Source organism: Algoriphagus kandeliae (genome assembly GCF_004571135.1).
In the GTDB taxonomy this organism is placed as follows: Bacteria; Bacteroidota; Bacteroidia; order Cytophagales; family Cyclobacteriaceae; genus Algoriphagus; species Algoriphagus kandeliae.
The window spans coordinates 790,638-807,469 of record NZ_SPSB01000004.1 but is presented as its reverse complement, the minus strand read 5'-3'; the positions used below and the strand labels follow the sequence as shown (position 1 = coordinate 807,469).

Annotated in this window: 16 protein-coding genes; 8 read left to right on the top strand and 8 right to left on the bottom strand. The window is 41.1% G+C overall.

What is annotated here, in order from left to right:
- Nucleotides 1–202 precede the first annotated feature (202 nt).
- On the top strand, nucleotides 203–1,312 hold the full coding sequence (locus E4S40_RS15805; RefSeq protein WP_135076387.1) for a hypothetical protein: 1,110 nt from the start codon (nucleotides 203–205) through the stop codon (nucleotides 1,310–1,312).
- Nucleotides 1,313–1,321: 9 nt separating this feature from the next.
- On the opposite strand, the gene E4S40_RS15800 is transcribed toward E4S40_RS15805, so the two are convergent.
- The gene (locus tag E4S40_RS15800; protein WP_135076384.1) at nucleotides 1,322–2,956 is read right to left on the bottom strand and encodes a carbon starvation CstA family protein; all 1,635 of its coding nucleotides are present in this window, start codon (nucleotides 2,954–2,956) and stop codon (nucleotides 1,322–1,324) included.
- Nucleotides 2,957–3,160: 204 nt separating this feature from the next.
- On the opposite strand from E4S40_RS15800, the gene accD reads away from it, so the two are divergent.
- From accD to E4S40_RS15765, 7 genes are all read left to right on the top strand, one after another.
- Nucleotides 3,161–4,003, top strand: a complete 843-nt coding sequence (gene accD, locus E4S40_RS15795) for an acetyl-CoA carboxylase, carboxyltransferase subunit beta (protein ID WP_135076381.1) — start codon at nucleotides 3,161–3,163, stop codon at nucleotides 4,001–4,003.
- A gap of 138 nt (nucleotides 4,004–4,141) precedes the next feature.
- The gene (nqrF, locus tag E4S40_RS15790) at nucleotides 4,142–5,446 is read left to right on the top strand and encodes an NADH:ubiquinone reductase (Na(+)-transporting) subunit F (RefSeq protein ID WP_135076378.1); all 1,305 of its coding nucleotides are present in this window, start codon (nucleotides 4,142–4,144) and stop codon (nucleotides 5,444–5,446) included.
- Nucleotides 5,447–5,575: 129 nt separating this feature from the next.
- Nucleotides 5,576–6,730, top strand: coding sequence for a formimidoylglutamase (locus tag E4S40_RS15785; protein ID WP_135076375.1), 1,155 nt, complete (start codon nucleotides 5,576–5,578; stop codon nucleotides 6,728–6,730).
- A complete protein-coding gene (locus E4S40_RS15780) occupies nucleotides 6,730–6,957 on the top strand; it encodes a cytochrome b5 domain-containing protein (RefSeq protein ID WP_135076372.1) in 228 nt (75 codons plus the stop codon). Before E4S40_RS15785 ends, E4S40_RS15780 begins: the two co-directional genes overlap by 1 nt.
- Nucleotide 6,958: 1 nt before the next feature.
- Nucleotides 6,959–7,801, top strand: a complete 843-nt coding sequence (locus E4S40_RS15775) for an N-acetylglucosamine kinase (protein ID WP_135076369.1) — start codon at nucleotides 6,959–6,961, stop codon at nucleotides 7,799–7,801.
- Nucleotides 7,798–8,610, top strand: coding sequence for an N-acetylmuramic acid 6-phosphate etherase (gene murQ, locus E4S40_RS15770; protein ID WP_135076366.1), 813 nt, complete (start codon nucleotides 7,798–7,800; stop codon nucleotides 8,608–8,610). Before E4S40_RS15775 ends, murQ begins: the two co-directional genes overlap by 4 nt.
- Before the next feature lie 110 nt (nucleotides 8,611–8,720).
- Nucleotides 8,721–9,920: a pseudouridine synthase gene (locus tag E4S40_RS15765; RefSeq protein WP_135076363.1), complete on the top strand. Its 1,200-nt coding sequence runs from the start codon at nucleotides 8,721–8,723 to the stop codon at nucleotides 9,918–9,920.
- Nucleotides 9,921–10,031: 111 nt separating this feature from the next.
- Here E4S40_RS15765 and trxA read toward each other — a convergent pair whose 3' ends face one another.
- The 7 genes from trxA to E4S40_RS15730 all read right to left on the bottom strand — a co-directional run bounded on the left by trxA (nucleotide 10,032) and on the right by E4S40_RS15730 (nucleotide 16,829).
- On the bottom strand, nucleotides 10,032–10,337 hold the full coding sequence (gene trxA, locus E4S40_RS15760; RefSeq protein WP_135076360.1) for a thioredoxin: 306 nt from the start codon (nucleotides 10,335–10,337) through the stop codon (nucleotides 10,032–10,034).
- Between the two features lie 64 nt (nucleotides 10,338–10,401).
- Nucleotides 10,402–10,947, bottom strand: coding sequence for an OmpH family outer membrane protein (locus E4S40_RS15755; RefSeq protein WP_135076357.1), 546 nt, complete (start codon nucleotides 10,945–10,947; stop codon nucleotides 10,402–10,404).
- Between the two features lie 11 nt (nucleotides 10,948–10,958).
- A complete protein-coding gene (locus tag E4S40_RS15750) occupies nucleotides 10,959–11,489 on the bottom strand; it encodes an OmpH family outer membrane protein (protein WP_135076354.1) in 531 nt (176 codons plus the stop codon).
- Nucleotides 11,490–11,577: 88 nt separating this feature from the next.
- Nucleotides 11,578–14,274, bottom strand: coding sequence for a BamA/OMP85 family outer membrane protein (locus tag E4S40_RS15745; protein ID WP_135076351.1), 2,697 nt, complete (start codon nucleotides 14,272–14,274; stop codon nucleotides 11,578–11,580).
- Nucleotides 14,275–14,280: 6 nt separating this feature from the next.
- Nucleotides 14,281–15,018 carry an isoprenyl transferase gene (locus E4S40_RS15740; RefSeq protein WP_135076510.1) on the bottom strand — a complete coding sequence of 246 codons (738 nt, stop codon included), beginning with the start codon at nucleotides 15,016–15,018 and terminating at the stop codon, nucleotides 14,281–14,283.
- A gap of 82 nt (nucleotides 15,019–15,100) precedes the next feature.
- Entirely contained in the window at nucleotides 15,101–15,850 is a 750-nt protein-coding gene (gene porG, locus E4S40_RS15735; RefSeq protein ID WP_135076348.1) for a type IX secretion system protein PorG, read from the bottom strand.
- 103 nt (nucleotides 15,851–15,953) lie between these two features.
- A complete protein-coding gene (locus tag E4S40_RS15730) occupies nucleotides 15,954–16,829 on the bottom strand; it encodes an NAD kinase (protein WP_135076345.1) in 876 nt (291 codons plus the stop codon).
- Between the last annotated feature and the right edge of the window lie 3 nt (nucleotides 16,830–16,832).

The following is a 16,832-nucleotide window of genomic DNA, read 5'->3' as shown; positions in this document are numbered from 1 at the left end:
TCAGGGCTTTTAAGAATTGCCCGGATTTTTATCTAAAGTTGGATTCAATTCTCTAGATCATTTTACCCCATTCTTCAGGTTTGGAAAGAGGCTTTCTTTTTAGAAATGATAAGTCTTCTTTGCTATGAATCCTTATTCGTAAGGCTTTCTTCTTTCGAGTAGGATTGGGGATTCTTTCAACCATTTATTACGCATTTAAATCATGAAAAAAATATATACAGTTATTTCATTGGCATTGGTTTTACTGCTTTTGCCATCGCTAGCTTGGTCACAAGGGTGTGTGGCTATCCGTCAATATTCCGGCTTGGGAAATGCCGTTGGGCAGGGTAATTTTCAAGCAAAAGGGGATTGGAATCTTAGTTTAAATTATCGCTATTTCAAGAGTTTCAGGCATTTTCGAGGTACTCATGAGGAACCAAATCGAGTCGAAGATGGAACAGAAGTGATCAATTGGTCTCATGGAGTGGACTTCAATATTAGTTATGCTTTTTCAAATCGCCTGTACGGAATAATTTCCCTACCATTTGCCTACAATGAACGGTCATCCCTTTATGAGCATGGTCGAACGGAGCGACACAGCACTTATTCTAAAGGTTTGGCAGATATGCGGATTGGAGCTGGGTTTTGGTTGTTTTCAGATGAAAAACCTCGAAAAGGAAATATCGCAATGGGTCTGGGAGTTAAAATTCCAAGTGGAGACTATGCTGCTAGCGATACCTTTTTCAATGTTGGACCAAATGGAGAATCAGAAATCAGACCGGTAGATCAATCCATTCAGCTTGGTGACGGTGGAGTGGGGTTGATTTTGGATACCCAGGGGATATGGGAACTTTCGCATGGATTCTATTCCTATTTCAGTGGATTTTATATGATCAATCCACGAAATACAAACGGCACTCCTACTTATAGAAGACGCGAAAGTGAAGCAATCATGAGTGTGGCCGATCAATATGCTTTCAGAACAGGATTATTTTATAGTGTGAAATCTATTCACGGCCTAGGCTTAGTTTTTGGTGGAAGGCTAGAAGGGATTCCGGTAAGAGATATTGTTGGAGAAAGTGATGGATTTAGAAGGCCAGGCTATGTGATTTCGGTGGAACCAGGAATAAGTTATATGGTGGGAAATGTGACAGGGACCTTGAATATCCCTGTTGCCTTGGTGAGAAATCGAACAAGAAGTTTGACAGACATTGCAGACTCTACGCCAGATAATATTAGGCATGGAGATGCCGCTTTTGCAGATTATCTGATCAATTTTTCCTTGGCTTGGAGAATTCCAAAGAAAGCCCCTCAAATATTTAATTCATTGTAAGAGAAATGGTCAAAGAGCCTTTGCGGGTTCTTTGACCTTACTTTTGATACTTTTAGTGGCTAATACCATTAGAGAAATTGCCAAAACAAATAGTAAGGCCGCCATAATAGAAAGCACATAAACTTGGTCTTGGAAATTCTTCCAGGCAAAAAGACCTAAGGAAGCCAAAGTCACCGTAAACATAAAAAACATGGGAATGGTGACAAATAGCGCATTTTTCTTTTTGTGGATCATCCAGACGGCAATGGTTAGCAGTGCCAAAGCAGCCAGCAACTGATTTGCAGAGCCGAAAATAGGCCATAAAACAGCAAATTCTCCCGAAGCCAAAAGGAGTGCGGAGAAAATTACTACCAAACCAGTTGAAATGAAGCGGTTTTGAGAAAGGGTCTTTCCTGCCGGAGTTTTGACATCTTCAAAATATTCTTGTACAGTAAATCGTGCTAATCTTGTACAAGTATCGAGTGTGGTCAAAGCAAAAGCTGAAACCGTTAAGGCTACAAAACTCACTGCAAATTCCTCCGAGATTCCCAAGGTAGCGATCATTCCTCCTAATCCAGTCGAAAAAAGAGCCACAGGGCCTTCTTCGCCAAGACGAGATAGGTATTCTCCTTTTTCCAAAATCACTACCGCCCCTACTGATAAGATAGCAAGAAATGATTCGATCAACATGCCCCCAAATCCAACGATTTTGGCATCACTTTCTTTATCAAGTTGCTTGGAAGTAGTGCCCGAGGCTACCAAGGAATGAAAGCCACTAATTGCGCCACAGGCTATCGTCACAAATAGGACAGGGAAGATATACCCCAAATTTTCGGTAGCGAGTGTGATTTCACTACTCATTTTAATACTTGGATTGGCGAAAAATACTCCCAAAATGGCAGCAATCATCATCCCATAAAGTAGGAAACTATTCAGGTAATCTCTTGGCTGCAAAAGTAGACTAACAGGAGTGACAGATGCTATAAATGCATAGGCCAAAAGCAGGAAAATCCAGGCTTTATAATCCAAAGCAAAAGGAATGAGCATCCCCAAGTAAACCGAAAAATACATCAAGACTACCCCTATGACAGAGATAATCAAAAAGGCTTTTTTTCGATTACCAACCAGTCGGTTGACAAATCCAAAAGCTACTGCAAGGAGAATAAATAAGAAGGAAGCCGATGCTACACTCGGGTTGGTGATGAAGGTCTTAGCGATAATGTCTGCAAAAACCCCAATTACCAGAATTAATGTCGAGAAGCTGAAGATGACGAATAGCTGTTTTCCCTGAAGGCCTATTTGATTTCGGATTATGACCCCAATAGATTTTCCTTCTGTGCGAAGTGATGCAGCCATACTTCCCAAGTCATGGACTGCTCCAAAAAATATTCCCCCCACCAAAATCCAAAGAATGGCAGGAATCCATCCAAATGTCACGGCTATGATCGGTCCAACAATTGGTCCTGCACCAGCAATCGAGGCAAAGTGATGCCCCAAGACTACAATTGGTTTGCTAGGCTCATAATCAACCCCGTCCCGGAGCTTATGGGCTGGAGAAGGGTTTTTGTCATTCAATCCAAATTTCCGGTACACGAAATTTCCATAAAATCTGTAAGCCAGAATCAGGATGATGGCAGAAAGGACAATAATAATGGTGTAGCTCATGGGCTAGGTGATTTTGGGTCTATGCGAAGCTTGCCAGAATGCCTGAAATTAAGAAAATATTTAGGATTTTGTGGGTAAAAATCACCGGGTTAGAAGCCAGTTTGAATTACATAAAGGGTCATCGCTTGATAAGTTCTGTTTTCATTTCATGGATTTAAGGTCTAAATTTGTTTCTTTAACTTTTCTAACCCAGAAAAAACGAATATGGCGTGGTTTAAACGAACTGATAAAGGGATTAAAACCTCAACCGCTGAGAAAAAGGATGCTCCTGATGGGCTTTGGTTTAAAACCCCGAAAGGAAATATCATTCATACGCGGGAGCTTAAGAATAATTCCTATGTGTGCCCGGATGATGATTATCACGTGAAAATCGGTTCAGCCGAGTATTTTGAAATCCTTTTTGACGATAACAAATTCATCGAGCTAGATGCAAATATGACTTCAGGGGACCCTTTGAAGTTTACTGATACCAAGCCTTACCCGGTTCGAATCAAAAGCAGTATCGAAAAAACCGAATTGAAAGATGCTGTGCGAACAGCCCATGGTAAAATGAATGGGTTGAATATCGTCATTGCCTGTATGGATTTTAATTTCATCGGTGGATCCATGGGTTCTGTGGTTGGAGAAAAAATTGCCCGAGCGATTGATTACGCATTGAAACACAAAGTTCCGTTCTTGATGATTTCCAAATCAGGAGGAGCCCGAATGATGGAAGCCGGGTTTTCCTTGATGCAGATGGCAAAGACCTCTGCGAAACTGGCTTTATTGGATCAGGCAGGGATTCCTTACATTTCACTTTTGACGGATCCCACTACCGGAGGAGTTACCGCTTCTTATGCAATGTTGGGCGATTTTAATATTGCCGAGCCTGGTGCTTTGATTGGATTTGCGGGACCTCGTGTTATTCGAGAGACGATCGGTAAAGATCTTCCAAAAGGTTTTCAAAGTTCCGAGTTTGTATTGGAACACGGATTTTTGGATTTCATTGTCGATAGACGGCAGTTGAAAAACAGACTTACAACTTTGCTAAACCTCTTGAACAATTAATCAGTTATGATCTTATAAAAAAGCAGAATACCCCCTCAATTTTATTGGAAGGGTTGAATGCTTTTGATGATTAATAAATATATTTGTGCGCCTATAAAAAAGGCATTTAATCCATAAGAATAGAAAAACCAAAATTTCATGGGTTCAGTAATTATCACGTCAATCGTAGCATTTACCCTGATCATCTTGTTGCTGGTTTTTATCCTCCTTTTTGCTCAGTCCAAACTGGTCAACTCTGGAGATGTGAAAATCGTCATCAACGGAGATGAAGGCAGCCCTATCATCGCTTCGGCGGGTACTAGCTTGCTTTCAACTTTGGGTAATCAGAAGATTTTCCTTCCTTCAGCATGTGGAGGGGGTGGTACTTGTGCGATGTGCAAGTGCGTAGTAGAAGAAGGAGGCGGTGAAGTCCTTCCAACCGAAGTTGGTCACCTTAGCCGAGCAGAGCAGCAAGGAAATGTCCGATTGGCTTGCCAGGTGAAGGTAAAGCAGGATATGAAAATCCGCGTTCCGGAAGAAATTTTCGGAATCAAGAAGTGGGAATGCGAAGTTATCTCCAACTATAACGTTTCTACCTTTATCAAGGAATTTAAGGTAAAACTTCCTGAAGGCGAGACACTCGACTTCGAATCCGGAGGTTATATCCAAATTGACGTTCCACCAATCACGGTTAATTTCAAAGATATCGACATCACTCCGCATCCTGAGTTGGGTCACCCAGCAGATGTATACAAGAGTGATTGGGATAAATTCGGATTGTGGGATTTGGTAATGAAAAATGACGAGGAGCTTTTCCGAGCTTACTCCATGGCCAACCACCCAGCTGAAGGGAACATCATCATGTTGACTATTCGTATCGCTACTCCACCATGGGATAGAGCGAATAACAAGTGGATGGATGTGAATCCAGGGGTATGTTCCTCTTACGTATTCTCTAGAAAGCCAGGTGATAAAGTAACTATTTCTGGTCCTTACGGTGAATTCCACATCAATCCAACTCAGCGTGAAATGATCTATATCGGTGGTGGTGCTGGTATGGCTCCATTGAGATCTCATATCTTCCACCTATTCCATACTGAGAAAACTCATCGTAAGGTTTCTTACTGGTACGGAGGACGTTCTAAGAAAGAACTATTCTACGTACCTCATTTCCGAGCGATCGAAAAAGACTTCCCTAATTTCAAATTCTACATCGGACTTTCTGAGCCCCTTCCAGAAGACAATTGGAAGATCAAGAAATCCCTCGATGATGAAGAAGGTGACGGTTATGTAGGATTCATTCACCAGGTATTGTATGACAACTATCTGAAGAATCATCCAGAGCCAGATGAGATCGAATACTACCTTTGCGGACCTCCTTTGATGAACGCAGCGGTATTAAAAATGCTCGATGATCTAGGAATTCCGGATGAGAACATCCGATTCGATGACTTCGGAGGATAAAACAAAAAAGTCTGTCTCAAAAACTGAGACAGACTTTTTTTATTATATAAAAGGATGATAAGCCTTTTTAAAGAAGCAGTCTTCGGTGGATGCTTCTTTTTGATTATTTTTAAAATCTAACACACCCGTATGAGTATTCAGTCTTTTTTTGAACCAGTTGCCGAATTTCTTTGGCAGAAAAAATATCCAGATAACTCTTTTTTCAAACAGATCCATTGGTATGGCGAGGAATTCCCCGATTTAAAGGGAATTCAAATAGCTCTTGTTGGATTAAAAGAAACAAGAGGAGTCCAGCATTCAAAAAGTGCCGAAAGAGGTGCTTCAGAAATTCGGGAAAAACTTTACTCGCTGAAAAGAGGAATTGGACCTTATCGGGTGGCAGATTTGGGTGATTTGATCCCTGGAGAAAATCTTCAGGAAACCTATGAGAGAATCCAAAAAGTCGGGGATTACCTAATGAAAAAACAAGTATTGCCAATTTATCTGGGAGGAACGCATGATCTAGATATTGGTCAATATTTGTCCTATGAGAAAATGAAAAAATTGGTCAGCCTTCTGACTGTTGATGCCAAATTGGACATGGAAGAGGAAGGGCCAATGGCCGATAAACATACCCAAGAAATCATTCTTCACCAGCCTAATTTTCTTTTTACTTATTCCCATTTAGCCTATCAAAGCTATTTAGTAGATCCCACACTAATTAACGTCATTGAGAAGTTGTATTTCGACCATATGCGATTGGGTATGGTTCGAAAGGAGTTTAAGGAAATTGAGCCTATAATTCGAAATGCGGATTTATTGAGTTTTGATCTGTCAGCCATCCAATCTTCAGATGCTCCGGGTGTGTTCGAGGCGAATCCTTTTGGCTTAACCGCGGAAGAAGCATGTCAAATCTGTTGGTTTGCCGGGATGAATGAAAAATTGAGTTCATTCGGTCTCTATGGATACGAACCTTACTATGATGATGCCCAAAATAAAACAGCCATGGTGGCTGCAGTGATGATTTGGTATTTTATCGAAGGGTTTTATTCAAGAAAGGACAGCTTGTCATTTAAAAGCAGTGACTACATCAAGTACACGGTTTCTCTTGATTCCAAGCCAAATACCTTGGTTTTTTACAAAAGTAAGCGAAGCGGAAAATGGTGGATGGAAATTCCCCATGGAGATAAAGATCATTTTGAGCGTGGGAGTTCTACCGTTCCTTGTAGCTATTCCGATTACCAAACTGCCCAAAAAGGAGAGATTCCTGAGCGTTGGATTAATGCCCAGATCAAATTGCTTTAATGAAAACCTATACAAGGCAGCAGCTTGCCCTTCGAAATGGGCAAGACAAACCAGAGGTATGGATTGCTTTTCGCGGAGTGATTTATGATGTGACTGATTCCCGACTTTGGAAAACCGGAAAACATTATGAGCACTGGGCTGGGCAAGACCTTACAGAGGAATTAAATGATGCGCCTCATACGGAACAGGTTTTTGAGCGATTCAAACCTATTGGAAGATTGATTTAATATGATATTAATAGCAGATAGCGGTTCCAGTAAAACAGACTGGAGAGTAATTCATGCCAATGGCCAGATTTCTCAATTTCGTGGAGTGGGATTTAATCCTTACTACCAGACTTCAGAGCAGATGGCTTCTCAAATGCAGGTTGACTTTTTATTGAATCTTAAGGAGGAAATTAGGGAAATCCACTATTACGGAGCGGGTTGTTCAACACCGGAACGCAAAGGTGAAGTGGCAAAAGCCTTATCCACTGTTTTCCCAACAGCATCAATCGAAGTAGATCATGACTTAGCAGCTGCGGCTCGGGCTACCTGTGGCCATGATGCGGGAATTGCCTGTATTCTAGGAACTGGATCCAATAGTTGTGATTATGATGGAAATAAAATCATAGCCAATAGACCGGCTCCAGGCTATATCTTAGGGGATGAAGGAGGTGGAGGCTACATAGGCAGAAAACTTCTTCAGGATTTTATTTATGAGGATATGCCTCAGGAAATCAGGAAAGATCTAGTTGGTCAATTTCAATTGACTCAAGCCATTATTCAAGAAAATGTTTATCGAAAACCTTTTCCCAACAGATATATGGCAAGTTTTTGCCGGTTCATTACCGAGCATAAAAGCCACCCTTATTGTTATCGGCTTTATTATGACTCATTTATGGAGTTCTTTGAAAAGCATATTTGCCGATATGATAATTTCCAAAATAAACCTGTCAACTTTGTAGGCTCTATTGCCTATTACAACAGCGATATTCTTCGCAAAGCTGCTTCTGATAAAGGTCTTCATGTAAAATTAATAATCGAAAGCCCAATCGCAGGTCTCACACTATACCACCAAGAAATGCTATGAAGGTAACTGAAACGAGTTCTTTATACGATAATTTGGAGCAAATGTCCATCGAGGAATTGCTTCGAAATATCAATCAGGAAGACCATAAGGTGCCCAAAGCGGTCAAAGAGGTAATTCCGAAAATTACTGCTTTGGTGGAAAAGATTGTTCCTAAAATGCGAGAAGGGGGAAGGCTTTTCTACATAGGAGCAGGGACCTCTGGGAGATTAGGAATTTTGGATGCTTCTGAATGTCCTCCTACCTATGGAGTTCCTGATGATTGGGTGATCGGATTAATTGCAGGAGGAGATGCCGCAATTCGAAAAGCGGTAGAAAATGCTGAGGATGACCCAAATCAGGCTTGGCATGACATTCAGGAATACGGTTTCAATGAATTGGATACTGTCATTGGAATTGCAGCTTCAGGTACTACTCCTTATGTAATCGGTGGGGTAAAGAAGGCGAAAGAGAAAGGATTGCTGACAGGCTGCATTACCTGTAATCCAGATTCTCCATTAAGTAAAGAAGTTGAGCATCCTATTGAAGTCATCGTTGGGCCAGAATTTGTGACAGGAAGTACCCGTATGAAAGCAGGGACAGCTCAGAAGTTGGTTTTAAATATGATCTCCACCACGACAATGATCAAATTGGGAAGAGTCAAAGGTAATAAAATGGTGGATATGCAGCTTTCTAATGCCAAATTGGTGGAGCGGGGTACACGAATGATTATGGAGGCCACAGGTTTGGATGCTGATCAAGCAAAAGAATTATTGTTAAAGGAAGGGTCTGTTAGAAAAGCTACCCAAGCTTATTATCTAGGAAAGAAGTAAATCTTTTGCAACTTATTTGATAAAAAGCCTGTATCTTTGCGGGCTATTTAAGCCATTGAATTTCAATTGCTTATTTTAAAAATTAAATACAGCAGTGATGCTGCATACTTATGAGAAAAAACAATTCGAGAAAGCCTTTTTTCAATCAAGAAAAGGAAGGTAAAAAAGAAGAGAAATCTCAGGATTTCTCAGGATTTGAGTCCAAAAAAAGATTCTTTGGATCCTCTGAAAAAAAGGGCGGTCCAAAAGGAGGTAAATTCGAAAAGAAAGGCGGAAAGCCTTCTTTCAAAAAGAAATTTGAGGAAGACGACCGACCAAAATTTTCAAAAGATTCCAAGCCAGGTAAGCGATTTTTTGGAGAAGAGGAATCCGGTAAAGGAAGACCTCAACCGAAGGAATCCAAGTCTTCGGGGCGAGTTTATTTGGGAAGGGGAAAAGATCAAAAGCCTATTTATGGCGATAAATCCGAAGGTTTTTCCGGAAATAAACCTACCAAAAAGGGCTTCGGCAAGAACAGACCTTCTAGAATCCAAAATCAGGATTTAATAAGGCCAGAATACCAATTCGAAAATGTTCCCAAGGGTAAAAAGAATCAAGATCAGGACGAAATTCGCCTGAATAAATACATTGCAAATTCTGGAATTTGTTCTCGAAGAGAGGCAGATGAGTTGATCGCCCAAGGTCTTGTTTCTGTGAATGGCAAGGTGGTGACCGAATTGGGATTGAAAGTCCATCGAAATGATCGGGTTGTTTATAACGGCAAACGAATCAATCCTGAAAAGCCGGTTTATTTGCTATTAAATAAACCAAAGGATTTCATCACCACAACGGATGATCCTATGGAACGGAAAACGGTTATGAATCTGGTAGAGAATGCATGTGAGGAGCGAATTTTTCCTGTTGGAAGGCTGGACCGAAATACCACTGGGTTATTGCTTTTTACCAATGACGGGGAATTGGCTGCCAAGCTTTCGCATCCTTCAAATGAGATTAAAAAGATATATCAGGTTACCTTGGACAAGCCTTTGACTAAAAATGATGAAGAGGCGATTCGGGAAGGTTTAACCCTTGAGGATGGCCCCGCTCCAGTTGGTGACTTGCAGGTACTTTCTTTGGATAGGAAGATTTTGGGGTTGGAAATCCACATTGGAAGAAACCGTATCGTGAGAAGAATATTTGCTCACCTAGGTTATGATGTGACTGCTCTTGACCGTGTATTATATGCAGGTTTGGATAAAAAAGACCTCAAGCGTGGACATTACCGCTTCCTGACTGAAAAGGAAGTCATGCGATTGAAATATTTCACCTAATGAAAAAGCTCCTTTTAAAGGAGCTTTTTTTATGAATGAATTATTAAAATTTGAGTCGTTCTTTAAACAGTCGGTCTTCTTCTTCCAGCAGGAATCGATTCGGATGAAGTTTTAGCAAAACCCTTTTAGAGCTTGAACCAAATCTTTTTTTGTCATGATTCCAGCTTTTCGCCATAGGATTTTTCCTCTTTTGAAAAGTACATAATGGGGAATGGATCGAATCCCGAATTGCTGAGAAAGCTGTGGGTGTTTATCGACATTAATTTTGAGTAATTTGATCTTCCCACCCAATTCGTCTAAAGCCATATCCAAGACTGGATTCATGGTCTGACAGGGCCCACACCAGTCAGCATAAAAATCCACCAAGATGGTATCTTGACTTTTTTGGATCAGTTCTTTCGGATTTTTTTTAGGCATAGGTGAAATAAAAAAGCCGGCTCATGAATAACAAGAACCGGCTAAAATTAAGGTTCAAATTTGATTAGTTTCCAGCTGGAGGAGTAGGTAATTGGATTCCCAATTTCGCCAATACCAATTCAGTGAATTTGTCTTCCTCTTTGGTGTAAAGCAAGATAGGTGCTTGACCCGCTGTCTCAGCAAATACATGTGTATAATTGTTTTCAGCGGCAACGGCATTGATCGCATTGATTACTTTAGTTTGTACTGGCTCAAGCAATTCCTGCAATTTTCTCTGGTAAGAGATCTCAGCATCTTGCTGATACTTTTGAACATCCTCCTGTAGTTTTGTCAATTCTGCTTCCTTGGCTGCACGTGCATCGTCAGTCATAGTAGGAGCAGCTTGCTGATAAGACTGTACTTGGCGCTGGAAATCAGCAACTTTTGTTTGGATATTAGTTTGAAGCTGAGTTTGGTAATCTTGAAGGTCAGCTCCGATTTGTTCCATTTCTGGCATCAAATCCATAATAAACTCCACATTGGTATACCCAATTTTCAATTCTTGTGCCTGAGCGGCGAATCCTACGCAAAGCAAAGCGATTGCAGAAAGGATAACTTTTACTTTCATCATTTGTGTTCTATTTAATTGTTGTCTTCAATTCCCAGTTCATCCAGGACAAATTCTGAGTAATCATGTCGTGGATCGGTATAAATAATGCCCGAAGGTACGGAAGCTTTGTCAAATAATACAGCCAAGTTGTTTTTTCGGGATACCCGCTCGATGGCATCGTATATTTTTGACTGCAAAGGCTGTAGAAGTTCGGCCTGCTTTTGGAAATACTGACCGTTTATTCCAAATATGCGGCTGCTGAATTCCTGAGATTGCTTTTCTTTTTCCCAGATTTCACCAAGTCGCTTTTGGTACATTTCTTCTGTCAGGAGGACTTCTTCCGCCTTCAGCTGTACGTACATTTCTTTTATTTCAGCGTCCAAATCCTGTGCCTCTTTCTTCCAGGCATTGCTTAGCTTTTCAAGCTCTTGTTGTACGATTTTATAGTCCGGATGTTTATTTAGAATATATTCCGAATCGATATATCCGAACTTTTGAGCCATTAACTGGCTAGAAATCAGCGTGAATCCAAATAAAAGGGCTATGGTCAGGAATCTTTTCATGTTCAAGTTATTTTATAGAGCCATGATAAAACGAACCAAGGTCTCCGAAAATTTTGACATAAATTAACCAATACACGCCATATTCCTACTATCTGAATTGCTGCCCGATAGTAAAGTGAAACTGTGGACCGCTTCTTCGTGTCTGTCCTGGAATCGCATCAAAGCCATAGCCCCAGTCAACTCCAAGCAAACCAAAGGCTGGCATAAAGATCCTAGCACCAACCCCAGCTGATTTTTTCAAATCGTATGGATTGAATTCTTTATAAGATCCCCAGTTGTTTCCAGCTTCAGCAAAACCAAGTACAAAGATGGTAGCTGATGGATTTGGAGAAACTAGGAATCGAAGTTCCATCACATATTTATTATAGACTATACCACCGTAAGGATCGGGATTTTCAGTTCCCCGGGTATCTCTACCTGGAGTAATAGATTGGTTTTCGTAACCTCTCAAACCTATGATTTCTTGACCTAAAGCAAAGTTATTAAAGGTCATACCATCACCACCCATCACAAAACGCTCCAAAGGAATGATTCCGATTCGGTCACCATAGGATCCCAAGAATCCCATGTGGGCACGAGCACTAGCTACTAGCTTGTTTGATCCGAATAATGGAGTATAAATACTTGCATCAAACATCCACTTGTGATATTCTAGCCACTTGTATTTTTCCTCATCCGGAGACTCCGCATCGATGTTTTTATTCAAGGAAGTGTATGGTGGAGTCAGTGCAGTAGACAACATGATATTGGATCCAAATCGTGGATAGATCGGGTTGTCTACGTTATTTCGAGCAATGGTATTATTAAATGTAATACTATTGGAACGACCTGTTGGATAGCTTAGACCGAAGGAAGTTCCGAATCGATCAAACTCATAAACCTGGAACTGTAGTGAATTTGAAATACTGAAATAATCATCCGGCCAAGTCACTCTTCTAGCCAAACCTATGGTTGCTCCGGTAATTTTGAAGAAACCTAATTCGTTTCCAAAGTTGGCAGAGTTAAAGAAGTCTACCTGTCGCTGTACAGAGTGGTTAAAGCTAATGCTCAGGGCGTTTGGCTTTCTTCCTCCAAACCAAGGTTCAGTAAGGGAAACGGAATAGTTCTGGAATGTTCGTCCGTTTGCTTGAACACGCAACGATAGTTTTTGACCATCACCTACTGGAAGCGGATCCCATTTGTCGAAATTACCGATGTTTTTGATGGAGAAGTTGTTGAATACAAGTCCAACTGTACCTACGAAGCCGTAGAATCCACCCCAACCACCGGAGAGTTCAATCTGGTCATTTGGTCTTTCTTCCAGCTCAAAAGTGATATCTACTGTAGCTGCCTCAAAGTTTGGTCTAAGGTCTGGATTGATCTTTTCCGGGTCAAAATAACCCAATTGGGAAAGTTCACGAATGGTTCGAACTAACAAGGCTCTGTTGAATTTCTGTCCAGGAAGAATTCGGATTTCCCGCATTACCACGTGGTCAGAAGTCCGCTCATTTCCTTTGATATTGACGGAGTTAACTGTAACCTGAGGTCCTTCAAAAATCCGCATCTCCAAATCAATGGAGTCTCCAACTACGTTAACTTCAACCGGTTGAATATTGAAGAAGAGGTATCCGTCATCTTGGTAAAGGGAGCTGACATCGTCTCCTTTTTGAGGGTCATAATTCAAACGCTTATCTAAGCGTTCTTTATCGTAAACATCACCTTTTTGAATGCCTAATTTGGCTCTCAGAACCTCATCCGGATGGATGAAGTTTCCAGTAAATTCAATGTTTCGATAGTAATATTTTCTGCCTTCCTCTAGCTCCAAATCAATGTTGATCTCGTCCTTTCCAAAGGCATAGACTGAATCCGATACAATTTTTGCATCGCGGAATCCTTTGGTTTGGTAAAAGTTGATCACATTGTCCTTGTCATTTCGGTATTCCTTTGGAATGTACTTAGAGCCGGCAAAGAAGTTCAGCTTGAAGTTTTTATTGATGTAAGTTTTTACATCCTCTCTTGAAGCAGAGTCAGTGTATCGAAGTGTATTTGCAACATCAGAAGGGGAAGCCTCAGTCATTCTGGAATAAAAGTCTCTGAATACGCTAACTCGTGCATGTTCCTTGGTCTTTTTCAATTTACCTTTGACCTTGGAATCGGGGATTTCCTCATTTCCAAATATTCGGATTTCATTGATTTTAACCTTGCTTTTTGGATCCACATCGAATCGAAGCAAAACACTGTTAGGCAAGGTGGTGTCTCGGACCTGATTGACTTTTACTTCAGTGTTCAAGTAGCCTTTGTCCACAAAATATTTTTGAATATTTCGTTCTGCCGTATTCAATACATCTTCACGGACCACTCGTCCCCGGATGTTGACTTTATCCCGAAGTTCACTTTCCTGGGTTTTGTTGATTCCAGTGAATTCTACCCTGGAGAATCTTGGACGTTCGGTCAGTTCCAAAAGCAAGTAGATATCTTCTCCCTCGATTTTGGTCACTAAAATTTTTACATCTCCGATAATTCCTTGATTCCAAAGCTTCTTCAATGCATTGGAAATGGCGTCACCCGGAACCTCAATTCGGTCATCGACTTTGATACCTGCAAGAGAAATAATGGCGTTTTCATCCAGAGTGGAAAGTCCCACTGCCTTGATTTCGGCAACTCGAAAAGTCTGGGGTTTGGAATAATTCAATTCCAAAATATCTACTGGCTTGGCTGTGGCAAAGCGGGATTGTCCCAGTCGAATCTGTGACATCGCCGTACTTGCCCAAATCAGACAAAACAGAATCAGTAAACTTCTTTTCATCAAAACTTAAGATTTAATCTGCTCACCAGTTTTACCAAATCTACGCTCTCGTTGTTGATAGTCTAGAATGGCTGCGACTAGGTGTTCTCTTCTGAAATCCGGCCATAGCACAGGAGTAAAATGCAACTCCGTGTAGGCCAATTGCCAAAGCAGAAAATTGCTGATACGAAACTCACCACTTGTCCGAATCATTAATTCTGGATCCGGAATTCCGGCAGTTTCTAAATGGTCGGCAACAACCTGTTGGTTGATATCTTCCACTTTCAATTTTCCTTCAGAGATTTTTTGAGCAATGCGCTTGGTCGCTTGGGTAATTTCCCACTGTCCACTATAGCTCAAAGCCAAGATCACTGTGAGACCATCATTTTGGCCTGTAGTTCTTTTAGCTTCCATGAGTTTTTCATAGGCAGCGGAAGGAAGGCTGTCTAGGTCTCCGATGCTTTCCAGACGAATATTGTTTTTCATCATCATGGGTACTTCATCGGTAATGGTCTTGACCAAAAGCTCCATCAAACCATTGATTTCTTCCTGTGGGCGGGACCAGTTTTCGGTAGAAAATGAAAAGAGGGTAAGGAATTTTACACCCAAGTTTTCAGCACCTTCGATGGCGTCCTTTACTGCTTGGATGGCATTTCGGTGACCGAAGATCCGCATGGCGCCTTTTTTCTTCGCCCAGCGGCCGTTGCCGTCCATGATAATTGCAATATGTTTTGGGATTCGCTTTAGGTCTAAAACTTCCTTCATTACTTCCGATCCGGGTGCCTTCAATTTTGGAGGTACAAAAATGCTATTTCTTTTCCAATTATTTAGCCTAAGGATCAAATAATTAATAGGCGTAGCATTTTGTACTTTGGATCGTGTAGCTCAAGCTAACTCCCAAAAAATAGTACCAATCCTTGTCATAGGGGTTTCCAAAGTTGATCCCGAAAGGAATATCGGGATTTGCCGGATCTTGAAAACGGGGAATAGGGGGCGAACTTCCATCGATCTTGTCGATGTAATCTGTAAATGTGGCTCGAATCCCAGCTTCAACCTGTAAAGTCCAGCGGTCATCTAGCCGATACTTGATTCCACCACCAAAAGGGATGACTACCGAGCCTAGATTGTAGCGTTCGGATGCATTGTAGGCAAAGGTATTTCCCTTCATAAAGAAATGGGAATAACCGATTCCAAAGAATGCATACGGAGACCAGAAGAATTCGGAGTCATTTCTCAGGAAATCTAGGAAATTGAATTCCATTATCGCAGTTCCTTCTAAAACGCCTCCTCTAAATCTAGCATCCCGACGCTCAGCAGGTAAATCCAAAGGACGGACACTATCAGTTGCCCGAAGTGTTCCAGCGGTAATTCCTACCCGAAGTGACCAGACATTGTCAAAATTTCTCTTGCCAAACAACGTGCCGTGAAGACCTAAATGGTCCAGGTCAATATTCCGTAGGATATCCCCGGTGTAAGCCGTTGTACCCAATCCTCCTCCGACTTCATATTTCTGAGCATGAGCTTGGGAAAAAATCCCCAACCCAAAAATCCAGAAAAGGAATAAAAAGGAAGAAATCTGAAAATTGACCTTTTTCAAGACGATGCAAGTTATGAAGTACCTAACGTTTAAAAAACGCCGTTTGGTATCTACTGGGTTAATCTTTGTTAAGCTATTTTTTAAGATTTATTTGAACTGGAAATCAATTTCTCATGTCAAATCCCCAATTCAATTTATGCCTTAAGGTATCAAAAAAATCGTAATTGGGGAGCTTGACCAACTTGGCGAAGAATTTTTCCTTTCGGATTTTAAATTTCATTTCTGAAGAAACTGAGGTGGATCGCGAGTCTAATGAGATTAGAAAACGCTCTGCTCTTCCTTCAATTTCAAAGCTAATTTCACTTTCATCCGAAACGATGATAGGCCTCACATTCAAATTATGGGGACTTACCGGAGTAATGACAAAATTTTTAGCCGAAGGCGAAATCAAAGGGCCCCCGCAGCTAAGGGAGTATCCTGTAGAACCTGTTGGAGTTGCTACAATCAGTCCATCTGCCCAATAACTGTTCAGGTAGCGTCCATCAATGTAGGTATGGACCGTAATCATGGAAGAGGTGTCTCGTTTGTGAATGGTGAATTCATTCAAACCGAAATTCAAGCCATCAAACAATCGCCTTTTGGTTTTTAGTGAAACCAAACTTCGGTTTTCAATCTGAAAGTTTTCAGTGGCTAAGTGTTCTACAGCTTCATCGATTTTATCGGTGGAGACAGTTGCCAAAAAGCCCAATCGGCCTGTATTTAATCCCAAAATCGGCGTTTCTAATTCTCCAACTTGACATACCGAATCCAGCAATGTCCCGTCGCCACCAATTGAAATCAAAAACTTCATGGCATCCATGTCTTTTGGATTTTCCAAGACTTCGAACTTCAGTCCAGTCTTGCCATGCATTCGAAGATTTCGATCAAATTGCTGAGTAACAAAGATTTCGAATCCGTGATTTTCTAAAGATTTAAATAGAGCCCGTACGTCTTTTAAGAATTCATGCTTTAAGGACAGGCCATGCAGCGCGATTTTCATACG